The organism is Mesorhizobium sp. LEGMi-168a, assembly GCF_058312955.1.
The window spans coordinates 1-16580 of record NZ_JBZEGV010000045.1 but is presented as its reverse complement, the minus strand read 5'-3'; the positions used below and the strand labels follow the sequence as shown (position 1 = coordinate 16580).

General features: G+C 58.9%; 9 protein-coding genes and 7 pseudogenes. 8 read left to right on the top strand and 8 right to left on the bottom strand.

Annotated features, from left to right (window positions below):
* Positions 1–38 precede the first annotated feature (38 nt).
* From AC4FWB_RS32220 to AC4FWB_RS32205, 4 genes and pseudogenes are all read right to left on the bottom strand, one after another.
* Positions 39–1046: a tyrosine-type recombinase/integrase gene (locus AC4FWB_RS32220; RefSeq protein WP_491030275.1), complete on the bottom strand. Its 1008-nt coding sequence runs from the start codon at positions 1044–1046 to the stop codon at positions 39–41.
* On the bottom strand, positions 1043–1975 hold the full coding sequence (locus AC4FWB_RS32215; protein ID WP_491030274.1) for a tyrosine-type recombinase/integrase: 933 nt from the start codon (positions 1973–1975) through the stop codon (positions 1043–1045). The genes AC4FWB_RS32220 and AC4FWB_RS32215 overlap by 4 nt, the downstream gene beginning before the upstream one ends.
* A complete protein-coding gene (locus AC4FWB_RS32210) occupies positions 1972–3204 on the bottom strand; it encodes a site-specific integrase (protein WP_491030273.1) in 1233 nt (410 codons plus the stop codon). Before AC4FWB_RS32210 ends, AC4FWB_RS32215 begins: the two co-directional genes overlap by 4 nt.
* A gap of 484 nt (positions 3205–3688) precedes the next feature.
* Positions 3689–3802 (bottom strand): annotated as a pseudogene (locus AC4FWB_RS32205) (transposase); the annotation flags it as partial.
* 705 nt (positions 3803–4507) lie between these two features.
* On the opposite strand from AC4FWB_RS32205, the gene AC4FWB_RS32200 reads away from it, so the two are divergent.
* The 4 genes and pseudogenes from AC4FWB_RS32200 (at position 4508) to AC4FWB_RS32185 (ending at position 7635) form a co-directional block, all read left to right on the top strand.
* Positions 4508–5674: a porin gene (locus AC4FWB_RS32200; protein WP_491030272.1), complete on the top strand. Its 1167-nt coding sequence runs from the start codon at positions 4508–4510 to the stop codon at positions 5672–5674.
* Positions 5675–5756: 82 nt separating this feature from the next.
* A pseudogene (locus AC4FWB_RS32195) lies at positions 5757–6080 on the top strand (hydantoinase/oxoprolinase family protein); the annotation flags it as partial.
* A gap of 83 nt (positions 6081–6163) precedes the next feature.
* Positions 6164–6920: pseudogene (locus AC4FWB_RS32190) on the top strand (Mu transposase domain-containing protein); the annotation flags it as partial.
* 14 nt (positions 6921–6934) lie between these two features.
* A pseudogene (locus AC4FWB_RS32185) lies at positions 6935–7635 on the top strand (ATP-binding protein).
* A 20-nt stretch (positions 7636–7655) separates the two neighbouring features.
* Here AC4FWB_RS32185 and AC4FWB_RS32180 read toward each other — a convergent pair.
* Positions 7656–7901 carry a hypothetical protein gene (locus AC4FWB_RS32180; protein WP_491030271.1) on the bottom strand — a complete coding sequence of 82 codons (246 nt, stop codon included), beginning with the start codon at positions 7899–7901 and terminating at the stop codon, positions 7656–7658.
* Positions 7901–8335, bottom strand: coding sequence for an ABC transporter permease (locus AC4FWB_RS32175; protein WP_491030289.1), 435 nt, complete (start codon positions 8333–8335; stop codon positions 7901–7903). Before AC4FWB_RS32175 ends, AC4FWB_RS32180 begins: the two co-directional genes overlap by 1 nt.
* Before the next feature lie 289 nt (positions 8336–8624).
* Here AC4FWB_RS32175 and AC4FWB_RS32170 point away from each other — a divergent pair, with 289 nt between their 5' ends.
* A complete protein-coding gene (locus tag AC4FWB_RS32170; RefSeq protein WP_491030270.1) occupies positions 8625–9266 on the top strand; it encodes an ATP-grasp domain-containing protein in 642 nt (213 codons plus the stop codon).
* A 108-nt stretch (positions 9267–9374) separates the two neighbouring features.
* Positions 9375–9873 (top strand): annotated as a pseudogene (locus tag AC4FWB_RS32165) (transposase); the annotation flags it as partial.
* A gap of 15 nt (positions 9874–9888) precedes the next feature.
* On the opposite strand, the gene AC4FWB_RS32160 reads toward AC4FWB_RS32165, so the two are convergent.
* Together AC4FWB_RS32160 and AC4FWB_RS32155 are read right to left on the bottom strand one after the other, a co-directional pair.
* On the bottom strand, positions 9889–11454 hold the full coding sequence (locus AC4FWB_RS32160) for a carbamoyltransferase C-terminal domain-containing protein (RefSeq protein WP_491030269.1): 1566 nt from the start codon (positions 11452–11454) through the stop codon (positions 9889–9891).
* A gap of 150 nt (positions 11455–11604) precedes the next feature.
* Positions 11605–12147, bottom strand: a complete 543-nt coding sequence (locus tag AC4FWB_RS32155; protein ID WP_491030268.1) for an O-methyltransferase — start codon at positions 12145–12147, stop codon at positions 11605–11607.
* A 1416-nt stretch (positions 12148–13563) separates the two neighbouring features.
* Here AC4FWB_RS32155 and AC4FWB_RS32150 point away from each other — a divergent pair.
* Both AC4FWB_RS32150 and AC4FWB_RS32145 read left to right on the top strand, forming a co-directional pair.
* Positions 13564–14894 (top strand): annotated as a pseudogene (locus tag AC4FWB_RS32150) (ISNCY family transposase).
* 339 nt (positions 14895–15233) lie between these two features.
* Positions 15234–15591: pseudogene (locus AC4FWB_RS32145) on the top strand (IS3 family transposase); the annotation flags it as partial.
* Between the last annotated feature and the right edge of the window lie 989 nt (positions 15592–16580).

Here is a 16580-nt window from a genome sequence, read left to right as displayed (position 1 = left end):
TGGGCCTGCCCGGTTCGGAATTTTCCGCCACATAATATTTAGATGCTGTTCAGCAGTTGCAGGACGGCATCTTTCGGTCGGAAGCGCACTCCGTGGTTGCCGTCGACGCCCGCCTTCTCAAGCCCGTTGCGCATCATCTCCACATCCGCGGCGGCATAGCGGTGGGTGGTGGCGACTTGTGCGTGCCCGAGCCAGGCTTGGATCGTCAAGAGATCCACACCGGACTGGAGGAGCTGCATGGCCAGGGAGTGCCGGAAAATGTGGGGCGATATGGGCTTGTCGGTCAGGGCCGGCCTGATGGCCTCAGCCTTGGCGGCCGCTCGCCGCACGATATGGGTCGCCCCAAAACGCGTCAGGCGCTCGTTGCGGGCGCCGACAAAGATCGGTCGCGGCCCGTGGTTCGCAATTCCGCGTTCGCTCAACAAGGCGGTCAGCGCTCGCGCAAGGTCGCGAGCAATGGGGATGATGCGGTCTCTGCGCCCCTTGCCGTGCAACAGCACTTGTGGATGCTGTCGCTCCAACTGAAGGTCGTTTGCGTTGACGCCGATGGCTTCCGAGACCCGGGCGCCGGTCCGTGCCAGAAACAGTAGAAACGTGCGGTCGCGCCGCCCACGGGGCGTCCTCTGATCTGGGGTCGCAATGAGGGCGCCCACTTCGGCCTTGGTGAGGTGGTGCGTCACCTCAATGTGCGCCCGTTTTATGGGAATTGTCAGCACGCGTTGGGCGACACCGAAGGACGCTGGGTCGGCGGCTGCTGCGTGGTGGAAGAAGGATCGGATGGCGGCTAGTCGGGCGTTGCGCGTGGCGATGACGTTGTTGCGCTTCTCCTCGAGCTCGTCGAGAAAGGCGAGAACGAGGTCTCGATCGAGGTCTTCGAGCGCCAATGCCGCCGGCTTCTTCCGCAACCGGGTGGCGGCAAAGATGACCAGCATGCGCAAGGCGTCGCGATAGCTGGCTACGGTCGCGGGAGTCGCGTTGCGTTGTTTGGTCAAGCGCCGGCGAAAGTAGGACTCCAGGAGCGGCGCCAGCAGCAGGTGTTCGCTCATGCTGCACCTCCGTCGAGGAAGGCGCGCTCGGCCGCAATGGCGAGAAGATCCGCCGAACCAGTGAGATAGTAAGCTGTATCGCTGTAGCTTGCGTGACCGAGATATGTGGCCAGCAACGGGAGCAACGCCTGAACGTCTGCACGCTGCTGATGCCAAAGGCCGAGACGGGTCACGGCGAACCGGTGCCTGAGGTCGTGTGGCCTTAATGGCTTGCCGCCATCGAAACCAGCAAGCTTGCGGGCCTCGGCAAAGCCATTTTGCAGGCCCGTCGCCGAGAGGCGATTGCCGCGAGAGCTGAGGAAAAAGGCTTGGTCCTTGGGTATGGGAAAAGCGGCATCGCGCTCGTGGGCGTAGCGACGAAGGGCAGCCTGGGTCGTCTTGTGAACTGGAACGAGACGATCCTTGCGGAACTTGGTCTTCCGAACGAGGAGAACTCCATTGGTGAGATCGACGTCGGAACGATCAAGCCTGACCGCTTCGCCCGATCGCAGACCCGAGCTCGCCAACAATCCGATCAGCGTCGCCATCGTCCGGCTCTTGAGAGGGGTCCCCGGCGAAATGCGGTGGCATGCGTCGATGAGCGACGCCAACTCTGCCTCGGTGAGGATACGCGGAGGCGGAATCGCCCTGGATCTGGGGAAAGCTCTGCGCTCCAAGGCTTCGGTTCGCGCGTCATAGACGGCGAGATACTCGTAGAACCGTCGGAGCACGCCGTGACGAGTGACGCGGCTGTTGGCGGCGCCGCTGAACGACAGGGCGAAATCCAGCGCCAACGTTCGCGTGGCGGGCCCATCGAGCTGAGCGCGCTCAACGTACCTCACGAAAGCCCGCAACGTGCCGGCTTGCTTGCTGAAGGCATAGCCGAGGGAGTGGCGCAGTTCGATGTAACGCTCGGCCTTCTCGCCGAGAAACCGGGCGAAGGCGGTCATGCCACGCCTCCCGGAAAGGGGAGCGCGACCGTGGCGAGCTGCGAGGTCGCGACCTTTACGTACAGCGCCGTTGTGTTGATGCTGCGGTGTCCTAGGAGATCGGCGACTTCGTTGATCGGCCTTCGCTGTCCGACAAGTTGGGTGGCTAAGCTATGGCGCAGGAGATGCGCACCGCCGACAAACTCGATCCCACTATGCCGCAACCGCTTCTGTACGATCCTCGAAACAGGCGACGCGCACTTGAATGGCCCTACCGGCGGCGTGAAGGACAGGAATAGGTACGGACTATTCACCTTCGGCCGAGCGCGCAGGATGTAGTCGGCGAGCGCGTCGCCGGCTTCCTTGATGAGCGGGGCCACCCGATCACGCTTGCCCTTGGTGTGCCGGACAAAAACCTCGCCAGTTCGCCAATCGATATCGTGCAGCTGAAGGGCGCGCAGCTCGCCGTTGCGAATGCCCGTGGTGGCGAGCAGCAGCAGGACGGCTCGATCGCGGACGTCGACCGGTGTCGTTGCGCCGATCATGTCGATTGCACGCCGAACGTCTTCCCATGCAAGGCGCGGCGGTAGATGAGCCAAACGCCAGGTGGGCGTCCTGGGGACGACGCGAGCGAGATCCTGGTCGTGGTAGCCAGCCCAAGACAAATACCGAAGAAATGTCCGGATGTGTGAAGTTGCTGCCGTGCGGGTACCGGAGGTCGACGATAGTGACAGCCGATGTTCGACAGCAGCAAGCACATGCTCAGCGGTCAACGCGTCGAGGTCTTGGCCGGGATGATGGTGATGGAACCAATCCAGGAAGCGGCGGCCGCCCAGGAGAACGCCTTCGCGGGACTTTGGCTCCAGTCCTCGCACCCTGCGCAGATAGTCCGAAAAGGAGGTCAGAAGCGGAGCATCCGGATCGTTATCTACACTGCGAACGGAAGCAATGAAGCGTTCTGGAGCCACTCGCCGCGCGTGTACCAGCGCCGACACTGCTCCAATGCGTGGCGACCGCGTTGGAAACTTGCGCAAATAGCTATCAACGACAGCCTGATGGATCGGCATAGGGCCACAACGCGTCGCGGCAAATTGGCTGAAACGAGCAATCCGGCTCAGGTAGATCTTGGCCGACGCTCGCTTGTAACCAAGCGTGAAAAAATGCTCCGCGAGGCGATCCATCTCGCCACCGAGCGCACCGCAACGCAGGCGCTTGAGCACCCCACCATACGAAAAATAGAACTCGAGCATAATGCCCCTCCGGAAAAGTGGCGCAGGGGAATCCCGCGCCCATCGGAGAGGTACGAAATATTATGTGGCGGAAAATTCCGAACCGGGCAGGCCCAGGCTGGCGCCAGGACGGCTCCGCCACATAATCTCGCCCGACACATAAATGCGGATCTCGGCCCAACGTCTCCTGAACCTGCAGAGCGAGGCCTTGCATCCCGCGACGCATTTCGGTCCGTCCGACCGCCAACCAGATCCGCACCTGGCTCGGAACCGGGATCATGAAACGCCCAGCGCCTTCACCATCGCCGCCGCCAGTGCCGGCGGCGTGGTCAGCGGAAACCGCAGCCGCACCTTGCCGGGTGATCTCCAGCTCGATCACCGCTGGTGGCGCCGCCGGCACCGAAGCGACAGGCTCATCGGGAACACCGACAAACTCGGCAAAGCCCGTCTCGCGGGCTCTCACCGTGCGGCGCCACTTATAGATCAGGCTGGTCGCGACATCGTACTGACGCGCCACCGCCGCCACCGTGGCCCCGGGCGCGAATGCCGCGGCCAGTATCCGGCACTGATCCTCTTCACTCCAACGACGCCGCCGCTCCGGCCCGGTCAATAATGTCACATGGCTGATGCTGTGCTGCCAACTGCGCTCGTAAGGACGACCTTAACAGCGCAGCCTCGCTACCGTGCCATGCTCGCGCAAGGCGGCTCTCGCCGGAGGCGTCTGGGCCATGCTGCAAGGATCGCATGCCCGGTCTCGCTCGTGACCATTATAGTCCTGCGGCACCCGGCCTGACGTGCTGAGCGGTGTCGCCGCATGATGTCTCAATATCGAGGCTCACGGCAAACGCTGTCGCCATTGAACGAAACCTGTCGCGTATCGAACACACGAACCATATCCGAAACGTTTGCGTTTCGTGCTCGGCTTGATCTCAAGGCAAAAAGAGAAGGAAGCGCGAACCAAGGGTCCGCCGGCAAACTTGAGTGTCAACTCGCAGCTGCGTGGTCAGGATGGCACCTCACTTGCGCAGGCAACTTTGGAAGCCGTTGTGAGGGTCTGTCCACAACTAGCGGAGATGACTATGGCGATTGGCTCAAAAGGGCTGAATTCCCCGTGCGGTATTGCAGCAGGTAACATATGTATAAACGCCTATTGTTTTAAAGTATGACCTAGCTTCATCGCCTTTGTTCTTGACCCATTGTCATGACAGGTTCGTCACACTGAAAGGCGCAGCGCATTGCGCGTCATTTTTAGATCGTGGGGACAAGGGAAGGGTTCGCTCTTTGACGCCCTTCCCCTTTTTTTATCTTTGAACGGAGATCAAGAATGAACATCACGAGCCTTCTTCTCGGCTCAGTTGCGGCCCTGATTGCAGTTTCCGACGCCCGCGCCGTCGACGCGATCGTCGTCGCCGAGCCAGACCCGGCCGAATACGTCAAGATCTGCGACGTCTATGGTGCAGGCTACTTCTATATCCCAGGCACCGAAACCTGCCTGCGCATCGGCGGCCATGTCCGCTACGACATCGGCTTGGGTGACGTCGGCTCGCTCGCTGGCGCAAAGGCAACCGACCACGAGGACAGCAGCACCAATGCTACTTGGAAGAAGAATGCCCGCTTCACGCTGAAGACTTGGACCAGCCAGGAAACCGAATTCGGCACGTTGAAGACCTATACCGAAACCCGCATGAACTTTGGCAACCGCAACGCTTATTCGGATCCGGACAGTCCTCAAAACTATGCCTCCAACAGAGACCTTAGCCTGACTTTCGCCTGGATTCAGCTTGGCGATCTCCGAATTGGTAAGGACTGGTCGGCCTTCGATATGTTTATTGGCTATCCTGGCAACGTGCTCAATCAGATGCTCGTTCCCTACGGTGATTTCGAAACCAACGTCGTCCAGTACTACTTTGACGCCGGTAACGGCTTTTCGGCCGTGATCTCGCTTGAAGAAGGCGAAGGTGCGGTCGGCACCATTGACAGCTACGTTCCGCACGTGGTCGGCGGCCTGAAATACACACAACAGTGGGGCGCGATCACCGGCGTTGCCTCTTATGATAGCAACTACGAATCGGTGGTCGGCAAAGTCCGCATCGACGTCAATGTCACCAACGATCTGTCCCTATTCGGAATGTTCGGCTACGGCTCCAATGGCAAGCTCAACGATGATTCCACGAACGCAATCGACACTCACGGCCGCGGCTTCTATAAAATTTGGGGCGGCAACTGGGCTTTCTGGGCTGGCGCCACTTACAAGTTCAACGAGACAACTTCATTCAACCTTCAAGTCTCGGGTGATCAGTTCAAGAACTATGGTGTCGCTATGAACGTCGCCTATACGCTCGTTCCAGATTTCACGGTCACAGCCGAAGTCGACTATGACCGCTGCGGCGACTTCGGCGTCGGCATGGTGGACCCTTCCAACGTTAACTGGACTAAAGCCGACAAAAAGAACAGCGTCGGCGGCATCCTGCGTTTCCAACGCTCGTTCTAGCGGATGAAGAGTTGCACCCAGGTAAGAGCGGGGATCAATCCAGGAACACTCTAAGAGAACAAGCGAGGCGAGATTGAAAGTCTCGACCACAGGCCGGCTGGTCGCGCGCGTTCTCGTGCAGATTTGCGGCTTTACGCCGTCGGACGCCGCCCATGTTCTGGGCAAGCAGCCCAACTGGGATCCCGCCGCCGAGCGCCTCGGCGCCAAGCTGTTTGCGCGCCGGCGCGACGGCCGCGGCCAGGCGATCGCGGCGACGCTTGAAGCTATCGCCGGGCGCGTGCTTGTCACGCTGACGCGCGGGTCGGCCGAATATATCCTCGAAACCGCCTTCGCCGAGGACGGGCTGGATGGCGCGGCAACCGTCGCGCACGCGCTGGTGCAGCGCGCGGTCGACGTCCATCCCGGCACTTTGGGGACGGGGAGCGGCGCTGGTGGTCCAACTTGGAGAACGCCTGATGATTTTGGATCTACACCGTCAGGGCCTGTCCGTTGCTGCGCTGTCATATGCAGGCTTTCGACGCGCCATTGGAGGAGTGCCGATCGAGATCCTCTACGATAGAATGAAGACGGCGGTTACGGCGAAGATAAAGAAGGCCACATCATCTACAATCATTCTCTGCTGGCGCTGGCCAAGCGCTTTGGCTTTGCCGGCCGTATTGCGCCAAAACCAAGGGCAGAGTCGAGTGACCATTCCGCTACATCCGCGAGGACTTCTTGCTGGCCCGCAGCTCCCGCAATCTCGACGACCTGAACGACCAATTGCAAGATTGGCTCGACACCGTCGCCAATGCTCGCCTGGGGCACCACGCAACGCATCGTCGGCGAAGCCTTCGCGGCGGAGCAGCCGGAACTTCAATCTCTCCCGGCAGTTCGCTTCGACGCGCTTCTCAAGCTGGAGCGTCGCGTCAGCCATGACGGGCTCGTCTCGATCGGCGGCAACTACTACAGCGTTCCCGATCGCACCCGGCGTCTTGTCGAGGTTCATCAACTTGCCGACTGCATCCGCATTCTGGACGAAGGCAGGCTGGTCGCCAGCCATCCTGTGCTCGAGGGGCGCCGCCAATATCAGAGCGATCCGGCTCATCGTCAGGAGACTGCTCGCCACGCGGCGAGGAAAACCGCCCTGGATATCGCCGTGGGCCGTCTCGGCGACCATGTCGCCCGGCGCTCGCTCGACTTCTATCAGGCCGTCGCCGAGCGACTGGCCGTCGGGGGAAGCCGGCCATCGACAGTATTAGGAAGAGCTTGGTCGGGCTGCGCATGCCGCGCGTGCTCGAAGCGCTCGACGCGACCCTGCGGCGCTTTGAGCAGGGCGGGATCGACGGCGACCAGGCCTTCGACGAACTTCTGGTCGAAGAACTATCTCTACGCGAAAGTCGGCGCATCAATACTGCTCTGATAATGGCGCGCCCGATCACCGTCAAGACACTCGCCGGCTTCGACTTCGCTTTCCAGCCCTCGCTCGATCGCAACCGCATCATGGTGCTGGCCGAACTGACGTTCATCGAGCGGGCGGAGGTAGTCCATCTTCTCGGCCCGCCCAGCACTGGCAAAAGCCACTTGGCGACCGCGCTCGCCAAGGCCGAGTGCGAGGGGCAGCTTCGCGTGCGTATCCGCTATCTATGCCGCACCTCACTGCTCGTCGTCGACGAGATCGGCTATCTCCCTGTCGTGTCTGGCGGCGGCAAGCTGTTCTTCCAGCTCGTCAATGCCTGCTCCGAGAAGGGCGCCATGAATGGGGCGAGGTCTTCGGGGATCCTGTTGTCGCAACCGCACTCCTTGATCGCCTGCTTCACCACGCCGTCGTTATCCAGTTCGAGGGATCAAGCTACCGCCTTAGACAGCGCGCCGATCTCGTCCCCGAGCACGTTCGATCAAAAGCACACATCAACCCGACTCCGCCGCCGAAAAAACGCGGGCGGGCGCCCACAGCGAGATCCGACGATCAAGATGCCGGCTGATCACCGGGCCCATTCGCCTGTCAGCCAGGGAAAATTGGATGCCCACATTCGCGGAAACTTCGGTGCCCATTGACAACGTCGCGCGGCAGCCTCATTAGCGGGCACATCCTGTCTTGCGGGTCCGCGAACCGCGGCCCGGTGACCGCCGCCGTGACGAAGCCATCCAGCGCCGACATGGTGCGCACCAGCGGGCGGGGGTTGGTCTTGGCCGCCATCCAGGCCTCCAGCGCCTCGTCCGGCAGCGCCATGTCATCGATCAAGCTCATCAGGCAACCTCCCTGATGCGCTGAATCAGTTTAAGGGCTGATTGGGCGTTGGTCCCGCGCCGCCGCGACGACAGCCAAGCTCGCTTGCCCCTCAAGGGCCCGCATGAGACCTGTGACCGGGAAAGGCGAAGTCCCGTAAACACCAAGCAAATAGACGCTGTGACCATCAGTGCAGCAATCGCACAGAGATCTTGGCTAACTCCGCGCCGCAAGCTGGCCCAAATATACATCGGCGACGTGTTCTGAGTGCCTGTCAGCATAAATGTGATAGCGATCTCGTCGAAGCTAAGGATGAATACCAGTAGCGCACTGCCTATGATGGCGGTCGTTATGTTCGGAAGAACGACACGAACAAATGTCTCGATTGTTCCAGCGCCTAGAGTCTTTAAGCGCTGATCCGCGACTGTTCCCCACCTAGGCGAGATCCATAACATTGTTGGTATTACCTGCGCCTTAGAGAAGTTCTGTGTGATAACCGCCAAGCTCTGCCGGCATTTCGATCTACCGGGGCCGAACGCTGCATCGATTGAACGATGTTGCGACAAATTCACTCAACGTCACCTTCTCGCGAGCCGTAGGCAGCGGCAGCCGCGGTGTCCGATTGTGCGGCACCATCACTGAGTTATATTAGTCCTATCTGCAGGGCGGGGAGCACGTATGCGCACCTCGCCGATGATACTGGTCGAAGAATTCGTATAAGGCCCGCATTATGGCATCGACATAATGGGCGATGAGGTTGTTGGGATTGGCGCCCTTGATTTCTGCCGCTCACCTCACTTCGTCTATCATGAACTCATCTATCCGGCCGTGCTGACGGATGATGAGCGTAATTGTATCGCAGATGTTTCGAAGAGCTGTTTGCGAGCTCTCGGCCTTGGTTGGGGGCCAACTAACGTTGAACTTCGGTGGACGAAGCGCGGCCCAGTCGTCATTGAAGTCAATCCACGTCTTCCGGGGTCGCCCGCCCCTCAGATGATTCGGCTGGCCCACGGTGTCGATTTGGTCACGGAGCACCTCAAGGTTGTGATCGGCGACAAATGGAATTTGCGCGGAAGCAATTCGCAAATTTCGGCCGCGCGATACTTGGTTGCTGATCGCGATGGCATCCTCGATTGGATCCATGGTGACAGGCGGGCGGCAACTGTATCAGATATCGCCGAGGTCGAATTGTACGTTCAGCCCAAGACGCCGATCATCAGGAGCGGCGGTGTGCGAGATTGTGTCGGACATGTCATCGCCGCTTCACGTAGCCGCGCACTGACCCATTCGGTGCTTCAGCGGGCCGTCAACTTAATTAATTGGTCGATAACGTCTTTCCAGGCGAAAGCAATAGTCAGCATCCCGACATCTCGGCATCACTGGTAAAGAACGCCGCTAAAAATTGATAGAACGATCGGAATACCTATTTTCGATGGCTTGGAACCTATACTAAGCTATCGCGGACACAATCCCAGGAGCGAGCCAGTACACTCCATCGATGTTGCATTCGCGTTGCGACAGGCTGATAGTCATCTTTTTGATGACTTTGAAGCTGGCGCCGGCTACGGGTGCGCGCTGCGGACCGCCCGGCGCAATGGCTACCGCGACAGGGACTGAGAGGCTCGGGCCGGAACGGTCGACCTGTGCATCCCCAAACTGAGGAAGGGCTCCTACTTCCCCAGTTTCCTGGGAGCCTCGCCGCATGGCTGAGAAGGCGCTGACGGCCGTCATCCGGAGGCCTTACGCCTCAGGCATCTCGACCCGCTCTGGTTAAAGCGATGGGCATGAGCGGCATCTCGAAGAGCCAGGTGTCGCGGCTGCGCGAAGAAATCGACGGCAAGGTGAAGGCCTTCCTCGAACGGCCGATCGAAGGTGACTGGTCATACCTATGGATTAATGCCACTTACGTGAAGGTTCGGCGGACGCATTGTCTCCGTCCTGTCCCGTGGGCGTCAACACCGACGGCCGGCGCGAGGTGCTTGGCATGGAGATTCCTATGCCCAAACTTCTATAGGGGCGGCGTCGGTCTGAGGAGATAAAAAGCATCGTTAATAACGAATCCGTCGAGATCTGCGGCTCTGGAATAGTTCAGCAAGTCGCTTGCACGATTAATAAACCCAGCACCGTTGAAGTTTAGTGATGTATTGCAAAGCACTCCTACCCCGCTTCTCTCCTTGAATGATTTAAGTAGCTGAAACAGTCGACAGTTTTGCTCTTGTGAAACAGTCTGTACCCGCGCTGTGCCGTCAACATGGGTAACGGCCTCCAATCGGTTATCGAGAACCTTCTGGAAGAGAAGCATGTAGGGCGACGGGATTGCCAAGTCGAAGTGGAGCCCAACGTCCTCTTCAAGGCAAACCGGCGCGATCGGGCGGAAACCTTCCCTGTTCTTGATGCGGTTCAACCGCTCATGGATTGCCTTTGAGAAAGGCGCCGCGAGAATCGACCGATTGCCGAGCGCCCGCGGCCCGATTTCGCAATTCCCTTGGACCCAGCCGATCACCTTCTCGCTGAGCAACGCCGAGGCTACCTGGTCGTAGTCGAGTGGATGAACCTCAAGTCCAGTCCGGTCGATGTCGTCTAGCGTGAAAGGCTGACCTGAATAGACGTCCCATTTGACCTTCGCATTACCGGTGAAATGCCGCATCGCGTCGACTGCGGTCCCGATTGCTGAGCCTGAGTCATTTGCGCACGGCGGAATAAAGACATCGGAAAAGAGCTTCGTTTCGACCCATCGGCGGTTCCACTCGCAATTTAATCCGCACCCGCCGGCAATCAGCAGCGGGAACCCCTTTGTTAGGTTCTTCTTCGCAAATGCGTGGAACGATTCGAAAATGGCGTCTGACACTCGCCTGGCGAGGTTGGTGAACTTTTGATGGGTTACTCCGATGTTGTAATAGGGTGAATTTCGCAAGTCCTCCTTGCTCAGCGAGCGCTCCATACTTTGACGTGGAAGCAAAAATTCAATCAGCGTTTTCTCGTCCGGAGTGGGCGATCCGGTCTGCCCATAAGCGCAAAGTGCCATGAGCTTGCCGGGATCTTCGTAGCGCAACTTCCCTTTGGGCAAGGTAAATGTCGGGTCCGCCAGTGCATATAGGAAAGCATATTTGTCGCCAGGGGTCGCCATCACTTTTCCCAAATGCACGACCTGCAGGCGCTCGTCGATTTCATAGAAATCGCCGAGCGCTCCTTCCCAGATCAGTGCATAACAAGGCACTCCGGCGGGGAATGGCGACATGCCATAGGAGGCCCAAAAGTGCGAGCGCTCGTGAGTCGAGGAATAGACATGCACCTTCTTGCCGAAGATCGTCTTCTTGCCTACAATTTCCGACCCATGAGTGATGCCCTTGTAGCCTGCTCCGACGGAGCAGTCGCTAGTGAATCCCGTCTTCGTCCAGCCACTGATAGCGATCACATCCGGAATGGCGTCGAGACGGCTAGTGGCGTCGAGAACTGAGGTCGAGGTGATGGCCGAATATCTAGGAAAATTATCCTTTTCGGCTTCATATGAGTAGATGAGCTCGGCTGCTGATGCATCCAGTGCTGCAATCGTTCCATCATGACCCGGTTTCAACGAAATTATCCTCATGATTGTCGAGCTCCTGCAAATTAAGTTTACGAAGGCTGGATTGATAAAATACTTTCATTGATTAAAGGACAAGCTACGATCTTTTGCTTCCCACTATACGCCTTGGATTCGATCGTGCTCGCCTGGGAGAATCGATCAGCCGCGTATACGCCGCCTCGAAAGCTCTAAGCCCCATCCGATAGGCAGCAGGATCGACTCGATATCCTTCCTCAGGCGAATGTGTTGGCGGTAACCCTCACCTGCGATAGGATCTGGACTTGTAATGTTGTCAGCGACGACGCAGGCTGATCCAGCCAGCTTTGGATAGAGAGCGTCAAAGGCTGAAATATAGTAGCTGGTCCAGAGATCGATCAGGCAGAACTCGATTCCCCCCTCTAAGGTTCCTATTGTTTTAATCGCGTCTTCCGAGCGGAAAACAACGTGATCCTGCAGTCTAGCTCGTCTCAGCATGTCGTTTGCGAAGGTCTGTTTTTCTGCATCGAAGTCGCAACTCGTCACCATCCCGCCATTTGTTCGCGCTGCCTCGGCCAGGTAGATTGTCGAATGGCCATAGGCCGTCCCAAGCTCAAGAATGCTGCGCACCTTGGACGCCTTAAGAAGCGAATTAAGGAACCTGCCGGCATCAGGTCCGACCGAAAGCAGAACGGCCTGCGGCGAATCCGTTGAAGGCAATAGCACACCTAGGTCGCGTAGATATCTGCCTCGTACTCAACTAGCACTTTTTGAACGTCTGGATGCATTTCGCCTCTCACGGAATAAAAAAGCAAAACGATAGTATATAAGTTATTTCTATTATCGCCAACTCACCAGCAAAGCACCTATGCAAAAAGGCGTGAAACCGGCCACGTTCTGTTATCTCGATACGCTATCATAGGAAGAACTATGCTTCAATAAGCAACAATGTTAAGTTTTTCTTTCGATTACATTTAGAGTACATGATTTGATTATGATATTTTGGTGCGATGCGCCTGGACGGCGCGTTGATATAGACCCGAAGTTCGATCACTACGCTGCCGAATGACTGTGGTCGGCGCAGTTCGGCAAGGTCCCTTCCCGGATTGCGCGAAGCCAGAGGGCGTACACGGTATGCATTACTTGATATTGCACGCGTCGCACAGTGCGGTGATGGGATTGCGGGGTCCGATCGCGCCGTCCTTCGAAGGTGATCGAAGACGGGATCAACAACGCTGCTACAATGCAGCAGCGTCGCCGCTGCCCAGCATTCGGTCGCTATCCGCAGTCACGGTGCAAGACTTGAGTCAAGCGATTCCAGGATTGCCCCCCTTGGCGAACTGAAGAACTGACCCCTTCATTCGCCGGGTGTTTCGTCGATATGGAGCGCCGATCCGGTCTCTGCGGAAGGCCGGGATAGTGCTTACGCAAAGGCGATAGCGTTGCCCGTATGGTGATTGCGGTGGAGTTGGGGTGAGGAAGGCGATCCCAGGATCGCCGTTGGGGCAATGGGGTCTCCAAAAAGACGCTTCCCCACTCTCCCGCAGAACGATTGCAAGTGATTAAATCGATCCTCCTCGTAGCGCCGCGACACCAGCTGGAAAAGCAGATGGGCGGTGCCAACAGCTCAACTCGTCGATGACCAACAATTTCGCGACAGCGTCGTCAAGTGTTTGGCGAGCGAGCGACCGGCCTGCACCTTGGCTACATCGCCACCAGTGTCGACGCCGTGACGAACTGGGCATTGTAGTTTGGTGGGCGAGGCTCACAGGAACATGCCCGCTCCAGGCAGATGGCGCTCATAGCGCAGAGCGTTTTAGGCCTTGCGCTGCAAACCGGACTTGCGGGCGATCCATCGACAGCCGTCTGCCTTGACGGGAGGCCATGACCGATATCTGCAGCTCAAGCTTTCGAGCAGGCTCTCTTGACTGATGCCGGCTGCGAATGTTGTGCGTCGTTTGCCGCAAATCGCCTGGAGATGACGGGCTTTTGCGCCTAGTCTAGTGCCCGTCCACAAACGGTAAATTGCTGATATTATTGGAATAATTTCAGTATTTCGACAGGCAAACCCCGGCGATTTCAGGTACGCTTTAGTTTCAAGCGACTGATTCTAAAGACAAACCGCAACCGCCGGAGCCGACAATGCGCCAAGAACGCACCGTCCAGGCCAGTATATTTGATCTTTTCGCCGAACACGAGATCGGCCGTGAGCTCAGCGCGATGTCGCAGTGGCTGGACGAGCATCGCGATCTGTTGAACCTGGTGACGCGGGACCTGCGCCGGCATGGGGTCAAGGAAACCGGTCGCACAGGTCTGCCGGCGGAAGCGGTGCTGCGTTGCGCGCTGCTTAATACCGCCAGTTGAGTTATCAAGAGCTGGCCTTCCATCTGGAAGACTCTGCCTCGTTCCGTGCCTTTGCCCGGCTGCCGTGGGGGTGGAGCCCGAAGAAGTCTGTGCTGCACAAGACGATCAGTGCGATCCGGGCCGAAACCTGGGAAGACATCAATCGCATGCTGCTGGCGAGCGCCCGCCAGGACGGGGTCGAAACCGGCAGCGTCATGCGGCTCGACAGCACCGTCACCGCGGCGCTGATCCACGAGCCGAGCGACAGCAGCCTCTTGTGGGATGCCGTGCGGGTGATGGTGCGCTTGCTGCAGCAGGCGGATGCACTGGGCAGCGCCATCCCATGGCACGATCATTGCCGCGCGGCGAAGAAGCGGGCCCGGACGATCCAGTATGCCCGCGGCCGCCCCAAACGGGTCAAGCACTACCGCGAGCTGCTCAAGATCACCTGCAAAACCCTGGGCTATGTCGAGCAGGCGCCGGCGCAATTGCCCCTGGCGGCGGGCCCGGCCGGCCAACTGTGGCAGGTCCAGATCCGCCACTACCGGCCGCTGATTGAACAGATCATCGCCCAGACCGAGCGGCGGGTCCTGGCCGGCGAGGCGGTGCAGGCCGGCGACAAGCTGGTCAGCTTGTTCGAGCCGCATGCCGACATCATCGTCAAGGGCAGCCGCGACGTCGATTATGGCCATAAGCTCAATTTGACCACCGGCCGAAGCGGACTGATCCTTGACCTCGTCATCGAAGCCGGAAACCCGGCCGACAGCGAGCGGTTCTTGCCGATGCTGGAGCGCCACATCGGCATCTGGGACCAGGCGCCGCGGCAGGCGGCGGCCGACGGCGGCTATGCCAGCCGCGAAAATCTGCGCCGGGCCAAGGCCTACGGCGTGCGCGACATGGCCTTCCACAAGAAGAGCGGCCTCAAGGTCGAAGACATGGTCAAAAGCAAGTGGGTCTATCGCAAGCTGCGCAACTTCCGCGCCGGCATCGAGGCCGGCATCTCCTGCCTCAAGCGTGCTTACGGTTTGGCGCGTTGCACCTGGCGCGGGCTCGACCACTTCAAGACCTATGTCTGGTCCTCTGTGGTGGCTTACAATCTCGCACTCTTCACCCGCCTCAAACCGGTCTGACGCCACTCATCGGGTCGCCTTCAGTGGCACGCCGGCAGGCGTCGGCCAATACCCTATGCTGGCATGGCCGCTGCAAATGCTCTCGCTCGCCGATGCACGCTCGTGCCATCACGCGCTGCCAAGAAGCACCGATGGCGCAGCCAGAACGACCCTTCAAACCCCAGCAAAACCGGCCTTTATGGACGCGCACTAGTCTAGTTCGTCGACACGCGCTTCCAGCGGAAGAAGCATGACGGGCACGTCAGCCGAGGCGATCCGTGACGATGGCATGAGGTAGGCACGAAAAGCAGCGAGCCCAGCATCAAGATTGCCAGGCTCGCCGCCAGCCCGCTGCAACGCGCTCAACTCGTCACAGACGCCCTGATCATGGCAATCTAGAGGAGAGGCAAGCCTGACAGCCTGCTGCACCACTCCGACCAGGGATCGCAATACATCAGCGAGCAGTTCCAGCGGCTGATGACCGATCACGGCATCATCTGATCGATGGGCCGGTCGGGTAAGGTCTGGGACGATGCTGCGATGGAGAGCTTCTTCTCGTCGCTCAAGACCGAGCGTACGGCCCGCAAAGTCTACAGGAAATGACGCCAGGGCGGACGTGTTCGACTACATTGAGCGCTTCTACAACCCTTGGCGGAGGCACTCGACACTAGGCTATATGAGCCCCGTCGAGTTCGAGGAGAAAGCTATCCTAGCTTAACTGCGTGTCCGAAAAACCGGCAGCAGGCCAAGGCCCCCTTCTCTGAGGCTGAGTTGGAGCTGCTCTCGTTAGCGAGTTTGCAAGCCCCGTTACGATCTGCGGGGAACGAACGACGCGGGTTAACTACATCTGCTGGAGGAAGCTCAATGCCCCACCCATGTGCGCGCGGCAAGGCAAGCGAATGTGCTTATATCAACGATCCTCTCCCTCGTCGAATACGCCTTTGCCGCGCAAAAGGAACCAAGTGATTCGCTTCAGTTAAACTGCGGGCCATTGAGTGTGGGTGCTGTCGCGGCCGGTCAGAGGCGGCGGTATACTCGCCGAGCGCGAACAAGAAGGCGTGGGATCGGCCTGATTGGGTGTTGGAGGCGCGGGCTGATGACGATCGCACAGCTAGCCCACCCGACCGCCTTGGCACCCTTCAACATCGCCATTGTGCCGAGTGCGATTGCTAAACCTGGGAAATTCAGGTAGCCCGCAATCAGGGCAATTGAAAAGTAGAATACACCCTTTGCATTCTCGGACCAACATAGGCGACAGGCAGTGTCCTCGGCCTTGGTGCGGGCCCAACGGAGCCGGCGCCTAGCCAACAATCTTGCTCTCTCAATCATCGACACCGATCTCCCGGGTCAATCGCGGCTCCGGGGCGAGCCTACACCCTCGCACCTACCGTGATCGCTTTCCAAAATGATACAAAGTGATGGCGATTCTAAAGCTCGCAGAATATGAGCAAGATGGCGAGCGCATATTTGAGCTACTTTTGGTTCTCTCCCCTCTTTTTGAGACGACCGCACTGGCGGTGTAGGTGCCGTTGGTCCTGGACAGCGGAGAACAGAACAAGTAATCGAATGAAAAGCCAGAATGCGGCGCGGCGATCAAGGTGAGAGTGCAGCGTCAATCAGGATGAGAACGCCGCTGGGCGGGAACGTAGGGAGGGCGTAGCCCGACCGGAGTTTCCGTCCAGCGGCGGCGGCCCGTTTTCAGGGTCT